This is a genomic window from Psychrobacter sp. I-STPA10, assembly GCF_021012795.1.
Lineage (GTDB): Bacteria > Pseudomonadota > Gammaproteobacteria > Pseudomonadales > Moraxellaceae > Psychrobacter.
Window position 1 is genome coordinate 156,717 of the sequence record NZ_VFYU01000012.1, and the last position, 22,322, is coordinate 179,038.

Here is a 22,322-nt window from a genome sequence, read left to right on the forward strand (position 1 = left end):
ACTAACTCACTTTCTCAATTTGTAAATCATTGCTTGCTTGTGGTTTATCTTCAATAAGTTTTAAATATGCTCCATAGCTAATAACCCAACACTTATCCCTACCATTCCACAGATATTTTCGATTACCCTTAATTTTAGCACCATAGTTACTGGCATAATCTTTAATATCATCTTTCCATGCTCTGGTATTACCAGTAATATTGACTAAATCATCAGCTTGCATGGCATCATTAGATGATGTGGATGATTGCTGCATTGATAAATCATGCAGATAATCACTTAAATACTCATACTTAGCACCAAGTCTTAGTTTTATCGCTAATAGCCTATCTATCTTATGCTCATCTAAGTCGTCTGGCAGATAAGTACTTTCATAGAAATATTCTTGATAAAACTGTTTTATAAGTTCATTGAGTGTTGGATTATCTGACTCATTTAATTTGCTAACCATATCAGCAATAATATCATCTATGTTGGTTGGCTTATCATTAAGCAATACAACTAATAATGAGTTTATTGCTATCACAGATTCGTCATTAATATCCAGTTTTATATTATTAGCTTTAATAAAGTCAGCAAGCATACTACTAACCATACTCTCCAGTGCATAAAATCCATCTCTTACAACTGTCACATGACTATCATGCTCTAATGTAAATGTCTTATTGGTCAAATCGACAACTACACCATCTTTTTCATAAGATTCTATAAGCTTATCGGAAAGCAGTGTACTGCTATTTAACATCCAAACAGGTAAAACAAAAGGAAATTTACCATTGATTAATTTATGATGATGTCCAACTAAAGCAATTTTAATATCATATATGGGCTGAATATCTTTATCGCGATATTCGGTAACCATAGGTACAGTATTGCTGTACAAAGGTTCTTGCAAATCACCTTGAGCATGAAGATTATCCTCTATTTGTGCGGCTTGCTTAATATATTCTAGATAATCCTTGTCATCAGGCAAAATTACTTGAGCATTAGCAAGATTTATATGAGCTCGTTCAGCCTTGCCCTTATGATATCCATCTATTGATATCTGATAGATATTCAAATCATCAGTAATCACAGCCAAAGTTTCAGTTTCATCATCAACAACAAATGCTTCTTTTTCAACATAAGTATCTCTAACAACCTTTGCCTCACCTTTGACTATTTTTACACCCGCTCCGACTGGTAGCCCACCAACCTCTTTGGCAATATCATCAATGGCAATGCCCGACTGTTTGATAAGATTTTCTGCCGTCTGCCTGGTTTCATCATACTCCGCTTGATAGTCACTATCCTCTTTGATAATTACTCCCATGCTATATGAACCTGATAGCAATTTCTCAAATCCATTCTTCCAGAAGCGCCCTTTATCAGATGGCTTAAACTCTTTATAATTTTGCTCTAACTTATCATATAGATCATCAGCCGTGATAGTCACAGCAACCTTTTCTTTTTCTGGCTCATCAGGCTTGCCATAAGAATAACTACGTTCTTGCAACTCCACTGAATCAATGATGGTTTGTAATTTAGCAATGGCAATAGCTTTGGCTGACTGATATTTTTTGATGTCGTTTTGCCTAGTTACCTCTTTACGACTATTCTTTTGTGAGTTTTGTAGATTTTTAACATTATCACGCACAATGCTTATTACATCAGTAAAATCACGCTCATAAAAACTCTTGATACTTAGTTTATCTAAAAGCTGACGTTGTTCAGTAATAATATCTAAGTTAATCATTTGTCGACGTTTCGCTGTCTCTACCCTTGCTTTTTGCTCATTTTTCGCCCTTTGCGCCTGATACTTATCAATGGCATCTTGATCACCAATAGAAGAGATTAAGGCATCTTGTTCTTCGCGTGAGATACCACCAGATACTGCCACTGTGTTTTTATCATCATTAGACAATACACTACTAATCCACTCATCTTTTTTATTGATCATGGTGCGTTTAAACTCATCAAACGTGCCATCAGCGTCATAATGATAGATGGTGACTTTATCAGTTTTATTGCCCTGCCTTGCCCCACGTCCATTACGTTGCTCAAGGCTATCTGGGGTCCAACCTGTAGTTAAATGATGGATTGCTTGCGTACCTTTTTGCAGATTGATACCTACTTCTGCTTTTTTATTGGCAATCACCACTTGATATAAGTTATCTTCACCCATCGCATTAAAGCCATCTTGAATATCAATCATTTGGTCAGGCTCATTATTCGTCTGACCTGTAATAATAACGATTTTATTGGCAGACATACCTGCTTGAGTGGTTAATAGACGCTTAATTTTGTTATGCAAAAACAGATGATCACAAAAGATAATTTGCTTAACAATTTTGCTATTTGTGCCATCATTATGTACACCACGAGGATTTGCCATCTCGTTTTTAAAGTTTTCTAACATCATAGCTAGTTTGGCTGGTACAGTAACGTCCAGTTTTAATCCTGCTTTATCTGCCATTGCCTCAAATGAGCTTTGTACCTTAGCGTTAAGCGTATCAATGACAATTCTCTCACGCCCTTGATCCATAATAATACTAGCTTTGATGATAACCTTATAACCAATTAAGGTTTTTACGCCATCAGATGACTGCCATTTTTCACTGGCATTATCTGGGTTAGTAAATGGGCTGATACGAGATCGCTCATCACTGTATTTCTTTTTGTTGAAAGTGTTGATGACTTTTTCAGCAATATTCTTTTGTTCTTTATCAAAATCATAAAATGTGGCTTGATTGCTAAATTCATCATCAGCAATCATCACGTCCATTTTACGAATAAGGTTAAATGGGTGCGCCATTAACTCATCGGGCTCACCAAACATTCTTTTAACTTGTAGATAGGGGCTATTGGGATTAAAAGGGCTATTGGGGTCTTCTGGAGGTAGTCGCGCCTCTAATTTATCATTAACAATGGCTTGAGCCATTTTATAGGCTTGTTGAAACAGCTTGATTTTTTCTACCGTGTCATCATCAAGCTTAACCTTTGATGCGACTTCATCACGTTCTGGTATCACCACTGATAAACCCACATCACTGGCATCTTTAATGGTTGCCGTTGAGTTAATCGCATGGCGTAATATCTGTACGTTACGAATGCCTATAAACACATTTTGCGACCGTTCTCCACCATCAATGGTGGGCACTACTTCCTCCTCAATCTGGCACATCACCTGGATAAAGTCATCTGCCCCATTAATGCCACCTGCCATGCTGTTAACTGCCCGTCGTCCACCTGCCAGCGACAACATAGAGTAAATTTCTAGGGGTGAGTTGGTGATTGGGGTGGCTGATAGTAATTGTACTCCATCATTATTAGCTGATAGACTGCGGATATACCATAGCTTAGCTTGTGCGTCCTCACCCCTTGTAGATGTTTGCGACAATGATAGATATTTGACTTGGCTTTCAGTGTTGGGTGCTGATATGGAATTTTTAAAGGCATGTGCCTCATCAACCACCACACTATCAATGCCCATATCTTCCAAATAAGGAGCATTGGATTTAATATCAATGGTTTGTATCAGTTCGGCAACCAATCCCTGTGCTTTCTCATCTTCTTTTTTTAACTCATGATGTTCATAAGCGGTATCAGTGAATTTAAGATATTTGGCATACTCCTCAATACTGCCCTCTTTTAAGCGAATACGTCGAAATGCTTCATAGGTCACAAACACCTTGCGGTACTTGCCATTGATTGCCTCTAATAAATCCTCATCATATTTATTAGAATATACCCGAAAGCCATCACCTTTTTGGCGTAAGCCAACAAAGATACAATCGTCCATATTCTCAAAGGCAAATTGCGCCTCTTTTCGCCAGTTTGATAACACACTATTTGGCACAACAAATAAAGTTTTTTGCTTAGCACCAATATTATGTACATGCTGGGTACTAGCTAAGGCAGAAAAGGTTTTACCAAGCCCTACCCCCATGCCATTAATACCACCAAAATACCGTCCTTGACTGCGGACAAAGGCGTTTTGATAGCCATGTAAGGATAATTCTGGATTAAGCCCTGCAATATCAATCGGACTTTCATCGCTATTTTGAGTAAAGTACAAATTGTCATCGCTGTTGGCTTTTTGGTCTAACTCTAACATTAACTTATCATTGGCTTTTACCCACGCATTAAACTGTACATTGGCTTTATTAATATCTTCAGATAGCCAGTCCAATGCTTCACGATCCGACATTCCTAACTTAATACCGCCTAAAGTAATCGTGCCTTTTGCCAACCAATCACCAATACGATTATATAACTTCTCACTGTCATACAAGTTACTTCCAGATACATCAATATCAGGCGTACCCCGCCCATATTCATCATAAGATACGTAAGCATCTTTATGTACAAACTGCTTTAAAAACTTAACCTTAGTTTCAGCATCAATTAGTGGTGAACGTAGGTCAAACTGCATTTTACGGAAGTCAATACGGTGCACTTGTTGCCGCGCCACAGCTTTTTGAGCAATCAATTTAGCTTTGATATCTTCATCAGTCGCTTTACTAATTTGACTATCTATGTCCCTTAAGCGTTCTGCTAAATTACCCACCAAAAAGTCATCAGCATGGATAACTTGACTGCCATCATGATTGATAAACCAGTTATCATCACGTAATGGGTCAATTTCTGGGTAAAGTTCGGCAAGTTGTTCACGGCTTAGATAGAGGCTTTTGTTTTCATACTGCATACGTGCCATTTTATTCTCATAGCTATTTGCACTATCGCCTGTATCAATCGTAGTATCAACATCTCCACGCCATGTACTGCTATACTTACCTTTTTGGTAATGCAAGCCAATAAGTTTCCATGCTTGTTTGGCTTGCCCTGTCAGTTTGCTATTTTTGCCATCTAAATAAGCAGTTTTCATCGCCTCGGTTAAATCTGGGGCATGATTGACATAATCATATCCATAACCATGTTTGGCAATAGTATCCTCAATCGCTTTTGCCAAGGCGATACATTGCCATGTTGCTTGTAGATTATTGCGAGTAGCAGATTTTTTAGTATTATCAATCAATGCCATCATACGGCTATCAATCAAATCACGCTGATTAGTAGATTGACAATAAGCCAGAAGTTCTTCTATTTGCTGCCATGTTACTTCATTGATTACTACGCCAGTAGCATCACTCAAATTGGCTAACAATGATTGCATTTCTCGGTCTGTATCAGTAACGACATTCTCAGTTTCATGCCAAACACCATCGCGGTATGTCAACTGTTTGCCATTTTGAAATACCGTATCACCATTGTGATACTGGATAAATGTTGGCTCACTGGCATTAAGTAGTTGCCAATCAATACGACTATCTCCGAACTTAGTCATCATTTTGGCAATTTCACTGGTAGGCTTGGTGCTAACAACCTTATCTGCTAATTTGCCAAAGCGGTCTGTAACCTGTTTAACTTCACCCAAAATAAAGTGTTTGCCTGTTTTTTCAAAGTATTTACCGCTTAAATATTCGTCCCATAGCACATTACTGGTGGTTAAGGTATCTAACTCACCTGATTTATATAATTCATCAATGGCATCTAGCGCATCACTGCTGTGCTTGCGATAAACCACCACATCAGTAATTACATCAGCTCCCGTTTGGCTAAAGACACTATTAGGCAGACGATATGCCCCCATAAACTCAGCTTTGAGGCTGGTAAGTTTGCGTAGCTTTTGATGGCTGGATTTTTTACCTGATACTACTGCTGTGGGAGTGATGAAGATGGCTAAACCACCTGGTTTGATTTTTTCGAGTGAACGTAGGATAAAATAGTTTTCTAAGCTTTCATTTTGATAGGCATTATCTAACAAACGGTTTGCCCCGCGTGCCGTTTTACTGCCAAATGGCACATTGGTAATTACCATATCTTGACTGTTATCGTCAATACGTGACGCTTCTTGCTCAAATGGGGCAACCACGGTATGACTACGTTTACCATCGTTTAATATTTTGGCAATACCGCCAGAGGTTTCGTCTAGCTCAACACTATCAATAATTGCCGTTTGAGGGCTAGTAGCAGTAAAAATACCCGTACCTGCCGATGGGTCAAGTACCTGACCACCTGTAAAACCCATTTGTTTGGCCAACTCCCACATACCAGAGGCAAGCTCTTTGGGGGTGTAGTATTCATAAGCACTACCCCGCTTACCATCACGCCCCGTTAACCCGCCACCATTGCCTGTATATTTTGCTAAGGTTTCAATTTGCTCATCAGTTAAGTCAGATCGAGTTAAGCCTTTTGTTTTAATTTGCTCTAATAATTCAATAGCTCGGTTATTGCTTTTTTGGCGTGTGGCTTGAGTAGTAGGAGTATCTATACTATTACGATTATATGGAGACGCACCTATGCTAGTGGAAGTTATGTTATCTGGCTCTTTGTCATCATCTTTGTCTAATGGTTGATTTATCCCTTTCAATAAAGATTGCAAATCAGATAAATCACTCAATAAATCATATTTACCTATCTCATCAATGCTAACCCATGCAAACCCTTGTAATTCCCCTTTTTGTAATTTTACAGTGACATCATCACCCACATTAGCAACAAAACGATGGGAAGTATTACCATTTTCTAATCGCTTACTATCAATAGCTTTAAGCTTTGATGGGCTAATCTTAATTCCAGTTTCCTCAAATAACTCTCGACTAGCCCCCTCAGCACTGCTTTCCCCTTCTTCAATCTTTCCACCAGGTATCCACCACTTATTCGGCATAAAATCATCATCGGCATTACGCTGAACTAGCAAGATATGATTGTCTTGGTTAATAACCAAAACATCACCATAATTTAATGAATCTTCTGCATGATTATCATCAATCAGTTCTACTTCCAAACTATCTAGCAATACTTCAAATATAGTGGCATTGGTTGTTTTATCAGTGAGTTTATCAAATTGGTTGACTTCATTGTTAAGCTGTGGTGTAATAAATAAAAGCTCATCACAGTACCTCATACTGGGTCGATTTTTTAAATCGAACTTGTTCAGTTTACGAGATAAACATGATGAGTTTTCTTTATTTTGTAAGCTATCAAGCTGTTGTGAAGCAATATAGTAAGCAGAATTTCCTCCATCTATACGCTCACCAATTTTAATTCTTGCCAAATAAGTTTTGCTATCAATTTGTATTTTTTTACTAAACTCATAGAAAGCAATAAAACTATCACTACGGTCTTTATTTAATTCTTCTCTATCTCCAACACTACCCTGTAATAATATCTCTGGAATGCGAGGTATAGCTAATGCTATAGCTTCACGATTTGCTCGTGATGTCATCTTACCTTTTGCCTTACTATTTAGTAGAACATAACCTAATGTTGTTTTGACAGCATAGCCTTGTAATTTTTCAGCAAAATAAGTTGCAGATGCTGTCTTTAAATTACCTTGTTTAGATTTCAAAATAACTTGGAAATCCTTATCTGCCTTTTTACTATCCCACGAATGTATAACTTTAAAGCTAGCAGGCAAAACCGCCTCCTTTGGCTCTACCGATGTTGTCTGTGAGACTTCCTGTTTGTCTTGTACTGCATATACCCCCAACTTTTGTAGCTCAAGTGCCACCTGCTTACTAGCACGTATTCGCGCCACCGCATTATCTGCATTTTTAAGCTGTAACATGGCTTGTTTTAAGGGTTTAAGCTTTTTAATTCTTTCAAGTGCAGACATATTCAATTCCATCACAGTTAACAAAGTAATGAAGTTATTATCGCAGTCTCTATCACTTGAGTTTTCAGGTGTTCCTAAAGCAAGTAGGGTTTGTGTCACTTTATTTATTTAATATTAAGTTTTACTAGAAACGATTGCTGAGACTGTACATATAGTATAGTATTATAGTTGTGGTATAACGATATGGCTGAAAAAGCAGCCTGACAAGCTAGGTTGTTATCATAAATAAGTCAATTCTTAAAGAAAATATAATATGACTGCACCTCAAGCACAGACTAAACTTAATGATTTAAGCGAATTCATGAATAGTTATGAAGGGCTTGTAAATCCTAAGAAATTAGAGTGGCATCGTTGGCTCAAAGATGCTCAGGCACTTCGTATAAATGATCCTGCTGAAGGTTATTTAATGGAAGGGTTAGTGTATCGAGCACAAGGGAAAATTGCTAAGGGTTTGGAGTATCTAACAAAATCTTATAGACTCGATAAGATGGTTGCTGGTAAAAATTATGCGTTTATGCTGGCTGAGAATGGGCTACATAGTGAAGCAGAGTTGGCATTTTTGCAGTTACTAGAAATTAATAGAGCTGACTCTAGTTTATTAGAGGGTCTATTACTTAGTGTGCATCGAACTTTGAATAAAGATAGTTTAATGAAAGCAATTAAATTATTTTGTCCAACCAATCCTGTTGCTGACAAAGTCAGGGCTGATGCTTTTGTTCTTATAGAAGAGATAGATGCTGAGATAGCTAGCTTAGAAATGTTGGATATTCCTATTGAGGCATACAGAGAGTTTTGGGAAATAGTAGATAAAACTAAAAATAAGTATTACATGGGTAACACTAAAGTTATTATTGAGCATCAGACAGATGAGTTTGGTAAGTCATTATTAATTGAAGATGTTTTGCCTAATGTCAGTGCTGAGGATTGTGCAAGACTAAATTATGAGCTAGAGAAAGCGATTAATAATGAATACCTATCAGATATATATCGGAAAACAAACTTTAAGTTTACACCATGGATAAAAGAGCAAGAGACTAATACTCAAAGTCAGCCAGAGACTACTAGTGTGAGAGAGATGCCAGAACCATTTGACTTCGATTTAGAGCGTATGGAAAAAATGCTAGATACGGAGTTTGTAGAAGTGCCTCATTTTAATACCGATGAAGAGCTGATTGCTTGGATTGAGGATGGTGCATGATAAAGGTTGAAATGGGAGAGGCTTTTCGTTCAGAATTTTCAAACTATCCTAGTTCAGATAAACTAAAAATTGCTCAATTTATCCGTCATGTTAAGCAATATGGATTTGAAGGGTTAGAGGGTAAAAATAGACGTTCTGATGGTTTTTCAAATGATGACCCTTTATTTACACAAAAGATGGATTTGGTAAAAAAGTATAATTTGTGGCATTACCATATTGGTATTCCTAATTATGAGAAGTCATACTCAGGAGATTATAAAACTTCTGAATATGTGTTGCACTATATGAAAGGGGATGATTATATTAGAATTGTTGATATATCACCCCATCCACCATTCAAGTTACCAGATGAAAGTTATTTAAAATAAACAAACCCACTTGCTTAGGTGGGTTTTTTGTTTGTATAAGTTAGCTGAAACCTTTATTTTTCGGTATGAGCGTAATTTTACGCTTATACAAATAGCTTGATACTTTTATTTAAGTACCTTAATATAGGTACAATCATTAAAGTAGGTGAATTATGGATATTGAATTATTAGAAGCAATCGGAAATACATTATATGGTGACCAATGGCAAACTAACTTAGCAAGAAGTTTGGATATTGATTCTAGACGAGTGCGGCAATGGATAAATAAAGAAAGACCTATTCCTGATTGGTTAGCAAAGGAGTGTAAAATTCTTCTTGAGAAGAATAAATTAGAGTGTGAAGAATTAATTAAAAAATTATCTTGACCGTGTTCCTATAATTAGGTACATTAATAACATTAAGACAAGGCAATCGTGCCAGTCTGTAACTTGGAGATACACAAATGAATGCTATGGCATTGACTTATCAACAGCTTGTACAAACCCATGATAATCAAGTAATCACTACCTCAAAAATTATTGCTGATACTTTTGGCAAATTGCATAAAGATGTTTTAAGAAAGATTGAGCATTTATCAGCTGAAATTCAAAAAACATGGTATAAGACAAATTTTCGTCTGATACAAATTGAAGTAGATTTAGGTCAAAATCGTACTCGATTAGATAAAGGCTACGAACTCACCAAAGATGGGTTTATGTTACTGGTGATGGGTTTTACTGGTAAAAAGGCGATGGCATTAAAGATTGAATTTATCAATGCCTTCAATTGGATGTATGATCAGTTACAAAGAACAGACAGCAAACAACGAGAATGCCTCATATCAGCATGTGACAAGTTAGCGGTTGGCAATACACTCAGAAGTGAAGTGTATACGATGGTCGCAAATCATTTTGGCTATGAGCGAGTAACGCAGATACCAACGCCTTTATTACCTGAAGCCGTCGCTTTTGTTTACGATGTAATTTTAGCAAGACAGAAAGGCAGTACCAACCAAGACTACCAAAATAGCCTACGTTTACTAGGTTTATCTAAAGTTGAAGACATTAATCATGCGGTAGGCGTTGCTAAAAAGCAATTGTGCCAGTTTGAGCATGTTTTAAAAGCCTTAGATTGTGCCATTGAGGTTATCCATACCCATAATCATACCAACGGTAGTGTATTTAAAAACTTAGAGAATGAGCTAATCGGTAATAACAAATAAGATTTAATTTATCAGTAAATAGAGAAAACCCCCAATCAGCAATGGTTGGGGGGTTTTAAGAAGAGAAAATATAGTTAGGCAGCTAAAAACATTGCCCGTTCATCTTTACGTCGTCGAGTAAGACCCTTTAACTCGACTAAATCTCCTCTTACCCGCCCCTTATTCCATAACAAGAAACTATCACCAGCTTTTTTATAATCACCCGCCTTAATATATCGTACCACGCTTGACCCTGCCAAACCACGAGTACCAATGTTATAAGCCAATGAAACCAAAGCGTCAAACATATTTTGCGTAATCTTACCTTCAGCAATTTCATCAGCAAACAGCAAATTAACCGCTGGTGCAAAATCCATATTAATAATATTTTGTTTAAGTTCACTAGCCCGCTTTTCTGTTATGGGTTTATCGCTCATAGATACAGATTTACGGTTTTCATAGTACGTATTACCATAACCTATGGTCCAAACTCCAACAGCGTCACGGTATGGGTGTGCAACAAACTTCTCATATTGTTTGATAAAATCAGAACCTGATTTAGATAATTTCATTTGTTTGGTTTTATCTTCATCTTTCCAACCATTAATCTTTTCCAAGGCTAACATTAGCTTGGTAGTACCAATGAGAGCCAATACCTCATTAGCGCCATCAACCATATCTTGAGTCAACCGTCCATTGTCTTGATGCTCACGCAACCAGTTAAAAAACTCTTCTTCAGTCATACTTATCTCCACCTGATTTTTGTTGCATTTTATTAATTAAAGACTGATTAACAGCCTTTAGGCGTTTAATTTCATTTACTAAATTTAGAATATTACCTGTCATACTACGCACATACATAACGATTAAAATCATAGTTATTAGCAATATGATACGAGCTGACATCGTTTGTAGAGACGCATGAAACACATCACTTGCAAAGTCTGCCCAGGTTAATGTCAACCACATTAGTGCCAGTAAAATAACAATTGTTGAGATTGTTTTTTGTTTGGTACACGACTTACGGCTAAACATCATAAAGGCACATAGTGTTATCCCAATAAAAGGAATAGCATCATTGACATGATTCCATGTGATTAAATTCATTTGTTGCCTCCTGACAGCAAATTGATAATGCTCACCAGACGTTTAACAATTAACTTACGCACAGAAGTTTGTAATTCATCATCTCGCTTTAATTCTGATAAGTTATGAATCAAAACAGAACCTGCAAACGATACAACTAATGATGTTATTAGCATAATTCCCACTGGAGGGTGTGCAGTAAAAGCAGGTAGAACAACAAATGTGCCAATAATTCCAGTTATAAAACCAATAAATAGATTACCTATCTTTCGACCATTACTTGATTGATATTTTTGGTCTTTTTCCGATAATGTATCTGTAAAAAATGCCACAAGAGAACCAATAGCAGATAATAAAAAGACAGCAACAAAGAAATACCAAATTGGCAAATTTAAATATAAAAACTCATGAGGTTGATTTAACTGTTCACCAATGCTCAGTTTAGTCAACCCACTATTGATACCATCGCTAATAACAACAGCACTTGTTGATGCACCAATGATGCTTGCTGAGGAGCTAATAATAAGTGCCAGTGTTGTCTTTGCTGCTGCAATATTTTGCGGCATAAAATCTCCTAACGCTTTGCTAAAAGCTTGCTAAGTGCATCAATGCGATCAATCAAAGCACGTTTAAAGTGATGCTCGTTTTCCAGTTTTTTGGAGTTAAACTCGAAAGTTGGTGATGTTTGATACAATTGTGTAAATGATAGCCCCATTGTAAGTGCTTCTTTTAAGCTCATTTTGCCATGTTCCATCCATATATTTGCTTCACTAAGTAATAAGCTTTGCAAGTTGGCTGGCTGTCCCGCGCAAAGCGGCAAGGGTGAGAAATCGCGCAGGTTCAGAATGAACCAAACCCTCCGTGTTTTGTTCCTGATTACTAGCTTGATTAACAGATAACAAAGTAATGCCTTGGTTATCATTACTAATATCAACAAAATGAGTCAGACTAGCTAACATATCACTATAGATAGTCACCAAATAATTAAATATATACTCTGGTAAGCTTGTCAGCATTGCTACTCGATTTTGCATCAACTCGTTAATCTCGTTTTCAGTCAAGCCAACGCTAATAGCCTCCCACTTATCATATTTATCATCACTATTATCTTCCCCCATAATTTGAGTAAAAATATCACCATATAACTGACATGCCATTTGTCCACACAACCAATCAAATAAGTTTTCACACTGGGTTTCTAGCACACAAACATGTTTACCACGTAAATGCTGAATACTAATATTTAAGTTAGGATGCTCAAAACTATCTGGCACATCAGATTCAATCGTTGGCAATAAGTAGCGATGCTGGTCACCCTGCTCAGAATATTTATGCTCTGCTAGCATTTGTTGGTTAAGCAAGATGTAATATCGTTCTTGCACAGTCAGAAGGTCGGCTAACTCAGCGTCATTTGTTAAATGAGTGATTAAGGCACTCAGTCGTTTTTCATTAAATCGCTCAGGTATTTTGGCAATGTCCATTGCTTGGCCAATGGTCAAATCAGGTAAACTGATTTTGTCTTGTAATAACTGTAACTGTATGGCTGTTTGCATACTAAAACTCTCTTATTATTTAACGTCTAAGGTTGGTAATATCGCTTTTATCCCAGGCTGTCAGAGATAACAGTGTAATTGTTGCACGCACAGCTATACGGCTGCCGTCGGGTGTCATCGGAGCAGTAATAGGAGCTGAAATACTTTCGATAAATAACGGCTTATAAGTACAGCCACCATATTGCATTTGTACGATAGGAGGTATGACAGAGGGGAACAAACCTTCAGTTATTCCATTTTGTGCCGCACCAACTATCAATGACTGACTCGATAGTTGCTTAGGGGAGGTCCATTGCTGTAGCTTTTGCATGACCGCTTCAACTTCGGTTTTAGCATCTGCCCATGCTTGTAGTACCAATGTGCCACTGATACGCACAGAATTAGAGGAGGTATAGATTTGACGGCTATTAAGCTTGGTGAAATTGGAGCGATTAACTAACCCTTTTAATGTGCCATTCACTGACTGCAAAGCACTATCTATCAAGCCACCATCACCATCGTCACCAATGCCAAAAAAACTATATAAAGCAGATGGCAGTTGCCCTGATTGAATCATACCCATCATATTGGGCATACGCCCTTCGGGATTTGAGGATTCAAAAGGGGTAGAATATTGCGCCTCAATAGAAAATTCAGCATCTTCAAACAAAGACATCACTTCTGGTTCGTTTGTGTCAACTGTATAAGTCTGATTGCCCTGCCCACCTTCAATATTACCCTCTATGATAGGACGAATTTTAGCTATCAAATTAGGGTTAAGCCCTTTTTCTAGCCATAATCCGCCCAATGTCTGTGTGGACTTCTTTTCAGGTGCATTGGCAATATAAGTATTTTTCACGACAACTACTCAGTATCATTACTTGTACTATTGTCATCTGAAGCAGACTGAGCATCAGCTAACATGCACTGCTTAACATGCAGGGCGACTTTATCCAGACGGTCTGCAAGCTCTTGATTGCTTTCTACTTGATGATATAAATCCTCAAAAGCATCATCATCTAGGCTTAATGGATTCCAATCATCAGCAAATACTTCTTGTTCTAAAGCAGTGACTTGAGCTTCTAAATCAGCTAGATTTTCAGATTTACCCCCATCGTTATCATCTTCCACAGGTGGCACTGCCTTTTCTTTCATCGCTTCATCAATTTGCTTATTCAGTAACTCAATATCCTTATTAAGTTGCTCAATAGTAGCCTGTTTATCAGCGACCATTTGCTCAGCTTCTTTTAATTCAGCTTCGGTTTTGGCTTTGCGTATTTGAGTACGTTGAAAGCGAGTAGAATTTTTGGCTGCCAGCCGCATCATACGATTAGCAAGGGCGGGAATTTGAACATTTTCACCATTTTTTGGTGATAAAACGGCTGTCACATCACGTTTATTAAGTAGCCATTTCCAGCTAATCATAATGTCGTCAGGTAGAAGTTTTGTCGGGGTACTATCAGGGTTATGAAACCAGATAGAGAGTTTTTGTCCATCGGACAAGTCAAATACAAATGCAACGTTAGATACACCTTGGCGTTTAAATGGCTTGGTTTGAGTGACATTAGTAACCTGAATATCATCATTACCCGCCCGACTCATGGCACTATAAAGACGGTCCTTGAGAAGTGGCAAACGATTATTAGTATCCATCAATGAGTCAAAACTAGCAGCTTCAGCCCCCATCTGCATTAAAGCATCACGTAAATTAAACTCACCTACCAACTCATTGTGTGTATCACAACGCATCATATCACGATATAAATCACTATCATTACCACCATGACTAGCAAGGCTCATACCGTCCCATGCCACATCATCAAAAGTTACTCGGGTTGCCTCACACGCCAACTCGGGAGCGGTGATAACTGGTAAGTAATGTTTATCTTGCGATGGATTATCAAGTAGTTTTTGGACAGCATCAATAGACCATGTACCATCCTGTTTACCCAAAATTAGATTATCAAACTGGTGTTCACTATCTAAAGCAACAACCACACCGTAATCTGTACTCTTGCCACAATCGGTTTCCATGTAATCAAATTGAGTCTCAGCAATGGTCAAAGCATGGTCATCGTCTATTGCACCAGCAATTGCTACCGTATCAATATACCTGCCACCATCAGCAAATAGATTGATAACGTGCCAATTATCATCTTCACTACCCACACTGGTATCAAAACCCATGCCATCAAAGCCTCCTTCATCGGCAATTAACGCATGAATATCCCGATGTTTGCCTGTGATGATGCCTGTTTCGTAGCGACAATAACGAGTCGTTTGGCTACCATCAGGTAGTGTAATGGTGTGATTAGAATGAGCTTTATTAAGTTTGTTATACATGACCCTACCTTGCCAATAAGATTTTTGATGGTACTATTGTGGCAAAGTCAAAGTAGATTGGTTGAGGGGTGTTCCAAGGCAAAAAACCCCCAACCATTGCTGATTGAGGGTTTTGTTTATTTACTGGTAAATTAAATCTTATTTGTTATTGCCAATTAGCTCATACTCTAAGCTTTTAAATACACTACCGTTAGTACCATTATGGGTATGGATAACCTCAATGGCACAATCTAAGGCTTTTAAAACATGCTCAAACTGGCACAATTGCTTTTTAGCAACGCCTACCGCATGATTAATGTCTTCAACTTTAGATAAACCCAGTAAGCGTAGGCTGTTGTGGTAGTCTTGGTTAGTACTACCTTTCTGTCTTGCCAATATCACATCATAAACAAAAGCTACTGCTTCTGGAAGAAGTGGCGTTGGGATTTGCGTCACTCGCTCATAGCCAAAATGATTTGCAACCATCGTGTACACATCACTGCGTAGGGTGTTGCCAACTGCCAAGCGGTCGCAAGCAGTGATTAGGCATTCTCGTTGTTTACTGTCTGTGCGTTGCTCATTTGTCCAATATCGCCATAGCACATCATCACATTCTTCTTGATATATAATGACCTTTTCACGTAATTCTGACTTAACTTTATTTGGACTAATTGTGTACAACCAACCTGCTAATTTACGTACTGGCAAACAAGTCATTAAACGTTCTTTACCATCTTGGGCAACTATTGCGATTTCCACAATGGTTGAGCTAAATCTTTGTTTTATCTTAGTATATTGGCTTGCCCAGTTCAAACCCATATTTTCTACAATAGGTTTCATAGGTGTGTATGGCTCACCATCATGATTGACTAAGAATAAATTCTGACCATGAAAAGGGATTGTGATTGTTTCGTGTAAAACTGATATACTATTCATAGGAATATTCCTTGATAAGGTTGATGTTCCAAGCCCTTATTTAGATTGGTAGTCGGATAAGGGCTTTTTATTTACTTTAATAATCCCCATTGGGGACTTTTTAAGTCTATTCCTATATTTATAGCTTGTCAATCCCCATTGGGGATATTATAATAAATTTATTAAATAATGTTGGAGTACAAAATGGCTAGAACAGCAGATGTTGAATACAAAATGCGAATGACGCAAGAATTAAAAGATAAAATCAAAGCGTCTGCCGACCAATACAACCGTTCTATGAATGCGGATATTATTGCCCGTCTTGAAGAAAGCTTTAACACTCCATCTTTTGAACAACAAAATATTAACAAAGAACAATTGGAACATATTACAAATTTGGCTGGCACTGCATACTTGCTAACATTAAGAAGTAAAATTGCCAATATGAGCGAAAAAGAAGCCTATGATACTATTATCCGTATCATGAACGAAGCGGCTCATGGCTTTAATGCTCTCGATAAAAAACCCCTACTCGATAAGTAGGGGTTTTTTAACATCAAGTCTCAAACAACAATGGTCGCAGTTTTTGAAAAATCACATTTTGTTTGACTACCTCGCTACGCCCTGAGCTGGACGCTTCCGCCTCGCACTCTTTCACACCAACAATCCATGATTTTTGTAGCGAAGTCTCTTTATTTGTCTTGGGGTGAACAAAGCCGACTGTCAATTTAAAGGCATATTTTTTTGGCTCATTGACTGTGCCATCTTTATTAAAAGCCAATCTACGACACGCTAAAAATGATTTGCCAATATGGGCTTCAGTAGTCTCCAAAAATGTGACATTTGTTGTGTCATTCGATTTTTGTGTCAGATAACCACATTGATACGCGCCTGCGTAAAAACTCTCTGACTCATTACTACCCAGACTCAAGCTTGCATCGGTCGCCAAATAACATAACGACTCATTATCAAACCAGGGCGCATCCACTCTTAAACCAAAAATATTTTCAATGCGTACAAAATACACAGCTTGCAATAGCAAGTCATATATTTTAACTTGTCCATAGATTTTTTTAAGTTCGGTCATATTTAACGCTGGGTGCAAGCTCTGATTTACATTATTCATCATCAAGCCCTAATTCATCGGGTAGATCATCATCTTGTGCATATCGAGTCTCGCCCATCGCCTGATTATCTATATTTTGACCGTCTATTGGCATCATCGGCTTAGGCTCAATCGCCTCTGCGATTTTCTCTGCTTGCGCCATATCCATACCTAAATCATCTTCTAATATAAGTTGGTTAACCTCTTTACCCATATTAGTCTCTTTAAGCATGGCTACCGTCTGTAGCGTCATCATTGTGGTATTTGCTCGATTTTGTTTATTATTAAGTGCTTGAGTGGCGGCTGCATTTTGATCACTATAAAAATCAAATGCCCACGGATATTCACCATCTTTAAAATACTCACCATATTTGATACCCCAGTGAATACTCATAATATGATTATAAGCATCAATTAACGCTTGACGTATCATCGTTGAGCGTCGCATGATTTGTGCTGAGGTATAAAAGGCTGCACCATCACCCAAACCGCCTGCCAGCATATCTGCCCAGCCAATCAGTGATAAATCTATACCTAACCCACCTGCCAATCGCCTCAAATTGACCATTAATGTGCCTTCATTTAATGGCGTACTACGCTGTGATAAGTCACCCACTGACTGTAAGATTTGCTTTTCACCCCATTGCGGCATCACATGGTATTGCGTGCCATATAACGCCTCGCCCCCCTCAAATGCCTCTTCAACTTTATCACGATAATTGATAAGCATTTTTTCTAAGGCTGCTTTATATTTCTTTTGCTGGGCTGGTGGCATACCCTCCATGTTCATGGTTAAAAATGCTTGTCTGACACTATCAGCTATCTGTTGATTATTAAGACCTGCCCGGGCAATAGTGACATCTTTCCACGGCTCTTCTATCTGATACAAGAACGAACCTCCAACATCGGCAGGTAATAACGGACAATCACTTTGTATGTCATAAGTTAATATCTTGCTGTCTTGCCATACTTGTAGTGGTACTTGCGGCACGATATCGACTCGCTGCATCTTCACCCGCAGCAACTGACTTGGATTTAACTTAGCAATTGTTCGTTGTTTGTCTTCATCTTCTAAAGCATGGAATCCTATGGTCTTACCACCTTGTTCAAAAGGCATAATCAGTGGGGGTGCAGTATGACGATTATTCATTAAATCATAGACACCCCGCCTATTATCGCTATAAATACGCGCATAGCTGTCACCATAAACGATGGCTTGGCGACATAAAGCAAAAGCATAACGATTTAGTAAAGGTCCTATTGTCTTCTCTTCACGTTCGACTTTTTTACGTAAATCCTCCGCACGTCGCCCCTTGCCTCTTACTCGCTCATGTGGTGTGATAAAAATGGTATCACCTGTGGACTCATGCCCACCCAAAGCTGCAGTGACATGCAAGCCCAATGCTTCACCTATTTGTGGGTCTTTAAGCATTAAGTCCCACATGGTGTAAATCTGCTGCCTTGTACGTGGTTTATTGTCTTTATGATGAATATTACCCAGCCCTTGCTGATTTAATAATTCATAATTTCTATCCACATCATGAATACTTGCAGATTTATCATGTTGCTGAGCAATACGGTTATCTGTGAGCATGTTTGCTAAAAACTTTTGTATTTTCATGTGCTCACCTATATATTAATTGGGTTTATCAGTGCTACTTTTGCCATTTTTGACACCTGGATGTGTATGTGATTTAAGCGACACGCCACCACCATTAACATCTGTAGTAGCTGTGATTTTCCCCGTTGTTTTTTGATTACCTGTATGTTTGATATCAGCATTAACAGTCAGATTATCAGCATTAATAGTCATATTAACCGCATTAATAGTCACTGTATCCCCTGCTATTTCGATTAAATCAGTGGCTTTGATGGTTGCTCTTGAACGTGCTAATAACTCAATATTTTTTTGGCGAATACGACGCACATCAGTGACTGCCCTACTTTTACCATGACGACGATAGAAAGCCACCACAGGCATTGTAGTATCACCTTGCTCAAAAAACACCCAAACATCTGCCCCTGCTATTAACTCTCGCTCGGTATCTAAGTCATCATCACCAATCGGATAAGCAATCATGGCATGAATACCTTCAGGCACGCCATCAGTTAACCCTGCAATACTCACCATAGCAGTACGTTCATTTTTATCGTAAGAAACCAAGACGGCAGGAAATAAAAAAGGTGATGTTAAGTTCAAATCAAAGCTCCCTGCTCACTAATTTGTGCCAGCCATGCACGAGTTGCCGTGATTGGCGCACCACCCAATACACCTGAGTCATAGCGATGCACGCCTGTTAATACAACATACTTTTGCCCCTCTATACTCACTAAATTACCTGCATTTAGCTGTTCATCTAGCTGTCTAGTAATGGTAGCTTTGGTAACTAAAATACGGCGTAGATTTTGTAATTCTCGCGCCTGAGCACGGGGGTAGTAGTTGATAGCCCGTTGTGGGTGTGCATTGCCAATGATTTGTGTACCATCGTCATCAATGGTTAAATAATTGGTATTGTCATGACGAATGGCGTTAGGATTATTTATAAATTGGACTGTGCTTTTATCGTAAGGGGTTGCGTCACCATTAAATAGCTCATTAATCCTAATAATAGATAAGCGATTGTCAAAAAACCGCACCACGGCTGCCTCTTTTTGTAGTGCTGCAGCGATACGAACTGTCGGTAAATGCCCTTTTAAGCAGATAAAGCCGCCTAATTTCATATCGTCTTTAATACGCAGCTTTGCACCTAGTGCCCGATACGCCTCGTTAAAACTGGTATTAGTTAGGCTTGTGGCTCGACTGGCAACGCCTAACAAGGCACTACAACCTGCCAGCACAGCAATAATATGTAGGGCAGCGATACGCTTGCCATCTTTTACTGATTGAGTATTAATAATTTGTGATTTAACAACTTCTAATTGTATGTCTTGATTGGTAGTAATGATATGACCTGTATTTAGTAACTCTTTTAATTTATCATTGGCTTTTACAACCAACTCAAGTGATACTGGTACTGGCACAAGGTCTGTACGATAAATAGCACTGATTAAGTCGCTACCATCAATGCTACTGCCATCACCCAAATACAGCTTCATGGCAGCCCTCGATAGCCAGTTGCATAAAGACTACGACTAACCCAATGTCTAGGCTCACCATCACGTTTACTATCCGTTAAATCAACTGTAAACGGTTCACACTGGAACGCCTCTTTTTGCATTTGTAAAACAGCCTCCTTATAAAGCATATCGGCTTCTGATTTAGACGGTCCAGAAGGTGCAACACCTAAGCCTTGCGCCCCTTCCATACGACCCGCTTGCAATACCTCACAATGCGCCCGAAGTACTGGCTCAATAATCACCCACTCATCAGTGGCTAGTTGTGTGGTTTCGTTGATATCTAACACAACTAAGCTATTGGTTAAATCACCATCAATATCATCAGGCTTGATTTGCAATCCACCCGCCCAACCAACATACTTTTTAGTGTCCTCAATTAAAAACTTAGTCACCTCGCTAAGCATGAGTGATGAACCACTTGTCAATAACTCATCATATAATGTTTGAGCAATCTCATTGATAGTGCCTGCACTATAACTGGGTATTGCATTTAGATTAGCCATTATATTTACCCATAGATGGTTACATTATTACCAGAGGACTGCGGGGTTAGGTGGCCAAAGTTGTTTAGTGCATTGGTCAATACATTGGCAAAAACATCTTCACTGCCTGACGATCCTAACTTGCCTGACTGCCCAAAATACATATATCGGCAGCCTGCTTGCACTTGCAAAATCTGACTGCGACTAGCAGAGTCAATTTCACCACCTCCATCAGCAAAGGTAACTGCACAGTCAATAATTTCATACTCACGCTGACCTTTAATTTCATTGCCATCACCAACAAAACCATCATAAATGCGGGCAGATGGCAAGATGCCACCATAGACATTAACAATTTTTTCAGCAAAGTCGGCAATGACACCAGATTCTGTTTCAATCATGGTCCACTGCGATTCAAAGCTAGTTTTCGGTACACCAGCCACATGAGCTGCCAAGCCTCGCGCATAATCAACATCAGCAGCATCATTATTAGTGACCATTGGACGCTGAAAATTTTGAATAAGTACATATAAGTTTTCAAAGCCTTCAGGTACAAGCACAGCGTTACACGCCAGCATCGCTGCACCTAAGCTTTTGCTAGTTTCATATTGTCTGCGATATGCTTGCAGTGTGGGGAGATTGTTTTTCATAAAAAAACCCTATCGTAAGTAGATAGGGTTATTTTGAGGGAAGTTGAAAGATAGTAAGTGGGGGTGTTCCGAATAAATCAAAAAGGCGAAAAATTACCAACATGAAATCTCTGCCCTGCTAATGCCACCCCTAACCCACTTGTCTGTGTATTAAAACTAATCGCAATCTCTGGCACAATTTGCCACGGTACAAGTCTAGTTAAAATAGGTGTGAGTTCAGATAGCTCAGTAATGTCAACCTGTGCATCAAGTTTAATACGGATACGGCTGGTCAAAAAAACATCATTACTTTGAGTTTCTTTTAGATAGTTTGGATATTGTGCGGCAAACCTCTTAGAATGCCAAAGCCTTACAATCTCGTTTTGCTGTGGATACAGCATATCAAGTACAAACTGTAAAAAGCCTAAACCACGCTCACTTGCCAATGCCGACCAATTTGCATAAATAATGCTCATTATTTTGTCAGACAGTCCACCATCATCACGTCGTAAAACTACCAAACCATCAAGCTTAGTAAATCTCTCAACCACAGTACGGCTACCTTGCCATGGTGCACCATAATCAAATAAATCTTGTAATTCACTATCAAGATGTTGGCTAATAAGATTATCAAATAAACTGGCCATTGCTCGCTCAAGCTCATTTGCTTTGTGACTATGATTAATAATAGCAACAAAATCACTCACTTGCTGTTACCTCTCTTACAA

21 protein-coding genes are annotated in these 22,322 nt (G+C 38.4%); 5 read left to right on the forward strand and 16 right to left on the reverse strand.

Annotated elements, in window-relative coordinates:
• Nucleotide 1: 1 nt before the first annotated feature.
• Nucleotides 2-7,660, reverse strand: coding sequence for an NUDIX domain-containing protein (locus tag FHK89_RS05560; protein WP_230657755.1), 7,659 nt, complete (start codon nucleotides 7,658-7,660; stop codon nucleotides 2-4).
• 253 nt (nucleotides 7,661-7,913) lie between these two features.
• Here FHK89_RS05560 and FHK89_RS05565 point away from each other — a divergent pair, with 253 nt between their 5' ends.
• The 4 genes from FHK89_RS05565 to FHK89_RS05580 all read left to right on the forward strand — a co-directional run bounded on the left by FHK89_RS05565 (nucleotide 7,914) and on the right by FHK89_RS05580 (nucleotide 10,427).
• The gene (locus tag FHK89_RS05565) at nucleotides 7,914-8,858 is read left to right on the forward strand and encodes a hypothetical protein (protein ID WP_230657757.1); all 945 of its coding nucleotides are present in this window, start codon (nucleotides 7,914-7,916) and stop codon (nucleotides 8,856-8,858) included.
• Nucleotides 8,855-9,226 carry a hypothetical protein gene (locus FHK89_RS05570; protein WP_230657758.1) on the forward strand — a complete coding sequence of 124 codons (372 nt, stop codon included), beginning with the start codon at nucleotides 8,855-8,857 and terminating at the stop codon, nucleotides 9,224-9,226. The genes FHK89_RS05565 and FHK89_RS05570 overlap by 4 nt, the downstream gene beginning before the upstream one ends.
• Before the next feature lie 152 nt (nucleotides 9,227-9,378).
• Nucleotides 9,379-9,591: a helix-turn-helix domain-containing protein gene (locus FHK89_RS05575; protein ID WP_230657759.1), complete on the forward strand. Its 213-nt coding sequence runs from the start codon at nucleotides 9,379-9,381 to the stop codon at nucleotides 9,589-9,591.
• A gap of 77 nt (nucleotides 9,592-9,668) precedes the next feature.
• Entirely contained in the window at nucleotides 9,669-10,427 is a 759-nt protein-coding gene (locus FHK89_RS05580; RefSeq protein ID WP_230657760.1) for a Rha family transcriptional regulator, read from the forward strand.
• A 74-nt stretch (nucleotides 10,428-10,501) separates the two neighbouring features.
• Here the strand turns inward: FHK89_RS05580 and FHK89_RS05585 are convergent, their stop codons facing one another.
• The 8 genes from FHK89_RS05585 to FHK89_RS05620 form a co-directional block, all read right to left on the reverse strand.
• Nucleotides 10,502-11,149, reverse strand: coding sequence for a lysozyme (locus FHK89_RS05585; protein WP_230657762.1), 648 nt, complete (start codon nucleotides 11,147-11,149; stop codon nucleotides 10,502-10,504).
• The gene (locus tag FHK89_RS05590) at nucleotides 11,142-11,513 is read right to left on the reverse strand and encodes a hypothetical protein (protein WP_230657766.1); all 372 of its coding nucleotides are present in this window, start codon (nucleotides 11,511-11,513) and stop codon (nucleotides 11,142-11,144) included. The genes FHK89_RS05585 and FHK89_RS05590 overlap by 8 nt, the downstream gene beginning before the upstream one ends.
• The gene (locus tag FHK89_RS05595; RefSeq protein ID WP_230657768.1) at nucleotides 11,510-12,058 is read right to left on the reverse strand and encodes a hypothetical protein; all 549 of its coding nucleotides are present in this window, start codon (nucleotides 12,056-12,058) and stop codon (nucleotides 11,510-11,512) included. Before FHK89_RS05595 ends, FHK89_RS05590 begins: the two co-directional genes overlap by 4 nt.
• A gap of 8 nt (nucleotides 12,059-12,066) precedes the next feature.
• On the reverse strand, nucleotides 12,067-12,231 hold the full coding sequence (locus FHK89_RS05600) for a hypothetical protein (RefSeq protein WP_230657770.1): 165 nt from the start codon (nucleotides 12,229-12,231) through the stop codon (nucleotides 12,067-12,069).
• 31 nt (nucleotides 12,232-12,262) lie between these two features.
• Nucleotides 12,263-13,045, reverse strand: coding sequence for a hypothetical protein (locus FHK89_RS05605; protein WP_230657772.1), 783 nt, complete (start codon nucleotides 13,043-13,045; stop codon nucleotides 12,263-12,265).
• Nucleotides 13,046-13,064: 19 nt separating this feature from the next.
• Nucleotides 13,065-13,883 carry a hypothetical protein gene (locus FHK89_RS05610; RefSeq protein WP_230657774.1) on the reverse strand — a complete coding sequence of 273 codons (819 nt, stop codon included), beginning with the start codon at nucleotides 13,881-13,883 and terminating at the stop codon, nucleotides 13,065-13,067.
• A 5-nt stretch (nucleotides 13,884-13,888) separates the two neighbouring features.
• Nucleotides 13,889-15,367: a hypothetical protein gene (locus FHK89_RS05615; RefSeq protein ID WP_230657776.1), complete on the reverse strand. Its 1,479-nt coding sequence runs from the start codon at nucleotides 15,365-15,367 to the stop codon at nucleotides 13,889-13,891.
• 138 nt (nucleotides 15,368-15,505) lie between these two features.
• Nucleotides 15,506-16,282, reverse strand: coding sequence for a phage antirepressor N-terminal domain-containing protein (locus FHK89_RS05620; protein ID WP_230657778.1), 777 nt, complete (start codon nucleotides 16,280-16,282; stop codon nucleotides 15,506-15,508).
• 183 nt (nucleotides 16,283-16,465) lie between these two features.
• Between FHK89_RS05620 and FHK89_RS05625 the strand changes: the two genes are divergently transcribed.
• On the forward strand, nucleotides 16,466-16,804 hold the full coding sequence (locus FHK89_RS05625; protein WP_230657781.1) for an Arc family DNA-binding protein: 339 nt from the start codon (nucleotides 16,466-16,468) through the stop codon (nucleotides 16,802-16,804).
• 13 nt (nucleotides 16,805-16,817) lie between these two features.
• On the opposite strand, the gene FHK89_RS05630 is transcribed toward FHK89_RS05625, so the two are convergent.
• The 7 genes from FHK89_RS05630 to FHK89_RS05660 all read right to left on the reverse strand — a co-directional run bounded on the left by FHK89_RS05630 (nucleotide 16,818) and on the right by FHK89_RS05660 (nucleotide 22,301).
• Nucleotides 16,818-17,387 carry a hypothetical protein gene (locus FHK89_RS05630; RefSeq protein ID WP_230657783.1) on the reverse strand — a complete coding sequence of 190 codons (570 nt, stop codon included), beginning with the start codon at nucleotides 17,385-17,387 and terminating at the stop codon, nucleotides 16,818-16,820.
• The gene (locus FHK89_RS05635) at nucleotides 17,380-18,987 is read right to left on the reverse strand and encodes a hypothetical protein (RefSeq protein WP_230657784.1); all 1,608 of its coding nucleotides are present in this window, start codon (nucleotides 18,985-18,987) and stop codon (nucleotides 17,380-17,382) included. Before FHK89_RS05635 ends, FHK89_RS05630 begins: the two co-directional genes overlap by 8 nt.
• A 15-nt stretch (nucleotides 18,988-19,002) precedes the next feature.
• Complete coding sequence (locus FHK89_RS05640; RefSeq protein ID WP_230657786.1) at nucleotides 19,003-19,566, reverse strand: hypothetical protein; 564 nt, start codon at nucleotides 19,564-19,566, stop codon at nucleotides 19,003-19,005.
• Nucleotides 19,563-20,462: a hypothetical protein gene (locus tag FHK89_RS05645; RefSeq protein ID WP_230657788.1), complete on the reverse strand. Its 900-nt coding sequence runs from the start codon at nucleotides 20,460-20,462 to the stop codon at nucleotides 19,563-19,565. The genes FHK89_RS05640 and FHK89_RS05645 overlap by 4 nt, the downstream gene beginning before the upstream one ends.
• A complete protein-coding gene (locus tag FHK89_RS05650) occupies nucleotides 20,459-20,986 on the reverse strand; it encodes a hypothetical protein (protein ID WP_230657789.1) in 528 nt (175 codons plus the stop codon). Before FHK89_RS05650 ends, FHK89_RS05645 begins: the two co-directional genes overlap by 4 nt.
• 5 nt (nucleotides 20,987-20,991) lie before the next feature.
• A complete protein-coding gene (locus FHK89_RS05655) occupies nucleotides 20,992-21,615 on the reverse strand; it encodes a hypothetical protein (RefSeq protein WP_230657791.1) in 624 nt (207 codons plus the stop codon).
• Nucleotides 21,616-21,692: 77 nt separating this feature from the next.
• Nucleotides 21,693-22,301, reverse strand: coding sequence for a hypothetical protein (locus tag FHK89_RS05660; protein WP_230657793.1), 609 nt, complete (start codon nucleotides 22,299-22,301; stop codon nucleotides 21,693-21,695).
• Between the last annotated feature and the right edge of the window lie 21 nt (nucleotides 22,302-22,322).

Bases quoted from the DNA above. Each gene is read 5' to 3' on its own strand.
- FHK89_RS05560 (WP_230657755.1), bottom strand. From the start codon at position 7,660: ATGTCTGCACTTGAAAGAATTAAAAAGCTTAAACCCTTAAAACAAGCC.
- FHK89_RS05565 (WP_230657757.1), top strand. From the start codon at position 7,914: ATGACTGCACCTCAAGCACAGACTAAACTTAATGATTTAAGCGAATTC.
- FHK89_RS05570 (WP_230657758.1), top strand. From the start codon at position 8,855: ATGATAAAGGTTGAAATGGGAGAGGCTTTTCGTTCAGAATTTTCAAAC.
- FHK89_RS05575 (WP_230657759.1), top strand. From the start codon at position 9,379: ATGGATATTGAATTATTAGAAGCAATCGGAAATACATTATATGGTGAC.
- FHK89_RS05580 (WP_230657760.1), top strand. From the start codon at position 9,669: ATGAATGCTATGGCATTGACTTATCAACAGCTTGTACAAACCCATGAT.
- FHK89_RS05585 (WP_230657762.1), bottom strand. From the start codon at position 11,149: ATGACTGAAGAAGAGTTTTTTAACTGGTTGCGTGAGCATCAAGACAAT.
- FHK89_RS05590 (WP_230657766.1), bottom strand. From the start codon at position 11,513: ATGAATTTAATCACATGGAATCATGTCAATGATGCTATTCCTTTTATT.
- FHK89_RS05595 (WP_230657768.1), bottom strand. From the start codon at position 12,058: ATGCCGCAAAATATTGCAGCAGCAAAGACAACACTGGCACTTATTATT.
- FHK89_RS05600 (WP_230657770.1), bottom strand. From the start codon at position 12,231: ATGAGCTTAAAAGAAGCACTTACAATGGGGCTATCATTTACACAATTG.
- FHK89_RS05605 (WP_230657772.1), bottom strand. From the start codon at position 13,045: ATGCAAACAGCCATACAGTTACAGTTATTACAAGACAAAATCAGTTTA.
- FHK89_RS05615 (WP_230657776.1), bottom strand. From the start codon at position 15,367: ATGTATAACAAACTTAATAAAGCTCATTCTAATCACACCATTACACTA.
- FHK89_RS05620 (WP_230657778.1), bottom strand. From the start codon at position 16,282: ATGAATAGTATATCAGTTTTACACGAAACAATCACAATCCCTTTTCAT.
- FHK89_RS05625 (WP_230657781.1), top strand. From the start codon at position 16,466: ATGGCTAGAACAGCAGATGTTGAATACAAAATGCGAATGACGCAAGAA.
- FHK89_RS05630 (WP_230657783.1), bottom strand. From the start codon at position 17,387: ATGAATAATGTAAATCAGAGCTTGCACCCAGCGTTAAATATGACCGAA.
- FHK89_RS05635 (WP_230657784.1), bottom strand. From the start codon at position 18,987: ATGAAAATACAAAAGTTTTTAGCAAACATGCTCACAGATAACCGTATT.
- FHK89_RS05645 (WP_230657788.1), bottom strand. From the start codon at position 20,462: ATGAAGCTGTATTTGGGTGATGGCAGTAGCATTGATGGTAGCGACTTA.
- FHK89_RS05650 (WP_230657789.1), bottom strand. From the start codon at position 20,986: ATGGCTAATCTAAATGCAATACCCAGTTATAGTGCAGGCACTATCAAT.
- FHK89_RS05655 (WP_230657791.1), bottom strand. From the start codon at position 21,615: ATGAAAAACAATCTCCCCACACTGCAAGCATATCGCAGACAATATGAA.